We start from the raw sequence: 1,584 nt of genomic DNA, 5'->3' as shown, positions 1-1,584 counted from the left end.
AGACAGACAATAAGATATCTTGCAATATATTTCTCTTTGTGAAAAGATAAGATCCTACTATCCGATCTTATCTTTTTTATTTATTAATTTATAATAGGGATACCACCACATGACCATTTTCATGATTAGTTCGTTTTACTTTCAATACTGTCAGTTGCTTTTTTAAAAAGTTTCATTGCCTGTTCTGCTTTGTTATTTGCTTGTTCAAACTTGCTATTATTTTGTTCTTCTAATGCTTCTGAAAGTAGTCGCAGAGCATCCCAGTAATTATCCATTGCCTGTTTTATCTTTTCCTGTTCAACTTCTAACTCTTTAGGTGCCTCAAGGTATTTCATGTCTCTTACGTGTGTTTTTGCTATATCCAAACTCAGTTGGATTTCACTTTTCTTTGACTCATAATCCTTTACATCTGAATGCCCTATATCTTGTATCAGTCTGATAACTTCATCCATCTTATTTGTATTTCCTACGATGGCTGCTTTGTATTTATCAACTTCTGAACCACTAACTTTTTCATTTAAATCATCCTCACGATGACCCTCTTTCGCATGTTTCTGGTTCTCTTCCTTTACCTCTTGCTCTACATCAGGGTATTTTTCGTTTATCCCATTAAATACTGTCTCCCATTTAGAAACACCATCATCTATCCCAAACATACCGTTTTGTATGATTTCTTTTGCTTTATCCTTATCATATTCACCATCATACTTACGGTCATCATACTGTCTAACTGCATCTTCTACTTTTATTAGGTGTTTTCTAATCTCTTCTACCCCTTCTTGTATTAAGAATTGGTAATCTTCATACTTTTTAGGTGGCTTGATTTTTTCAAAACGGTTTATATCCAAACTAATGTGACTAATTAAGGAATCTATCTCACCTATGTAGACACCCTCTTCTGTAAATAATTTATCAGTTTTCTTTTCTAGTTTTTTTAAATGATACTGGAATTCTAAGTGTAGTTCAGTCAAACGATAAGGGTAATCTTTTTCAGATACCTTTACCTTCTTTTCACCTTCCGTGTCTGATACATTTGATTTACTTTCTTTACTACTTGATTCGTCTTCCTTACTTCCCTGTTCATACTCAATTCTAGACAATACGTTTCTTAGTTGGTTTTCAATGTGTTCATCACTATAGTGCAATTTCTTTAGGTCAGATACCATTTTATCTGCATCATAATACTTATCTACTTTTCTATACTCTGACTGTGTAAGTCCATATGTATTTAATGTACAACCTACTAGCATGAAACTAACACTTAACCCTGCTAATGCAATACCTTTGAAGGATCTATTCATATTCATTTACCCCTTTATATTTTCGTATTCTTTCTCCATCCATAGACAGTCCATTATGAAAGTTTTCATTATAAGTATTGTTTGCTATTATTGTTTTACTTTCCTCACTATCTGTTTCAGCCCTAATTCTACTCATTTACCGTTTCAGTATTAGGCTTCAATTTGGATTAGCATTGCAAAAAAGGACATACCTATTCTTATAATCTTTGGCTATATATATCCTTTTATTATTTTATAGTGAAATAAATAATGAATCAAAGTAATTTTGTGAAAATTATACAAA

1 protein-coding gene is annotated in these 1,584 nt (G+C 31.9%); it reads right to left on the bottom strand.

Annotated features, from left to right (window positions below):
- Positions 1–125: 125 nt before the first annotated feature.
- Positions 126–1,307, bottom strand: a complete 1,182-nt coding sequence (locus ABWK52_RS28040; RefSeq protein WP_086423428.1) for a DUF7018 domain-containing (lipo)protein — start codon at positions 1,305–1,307, stop codon at positions 126–128.
- Positions 1,308–1,584: the final 277 nt, after the last annotated feature.

Origin of the sequence: Bacillus sp. AP50 (assembly GCF_040492675.1) — a bacterium.
Taxonomy (GTDB): Bacteria; Bacillota; Bacilli; order Bacillales; family Bacillaceae_G; genus Bacillus_A; species Bacillus_A cereus.
Note: the sequence above shows the minus strand (reverse complement) of the source record. Positions and strands in the feature narration are given on the sequence as shown.

What these genes read in the sequence shown, in the direction of transcription:
- ABWK52_RS28040 (WP_086423428.1), bottom strand. Translation starts at nt 1,307, where the DNA reads ATGAATATGAATAGATCCTTCAAAGGTATTGCATTAGCAGGGTTAAGT.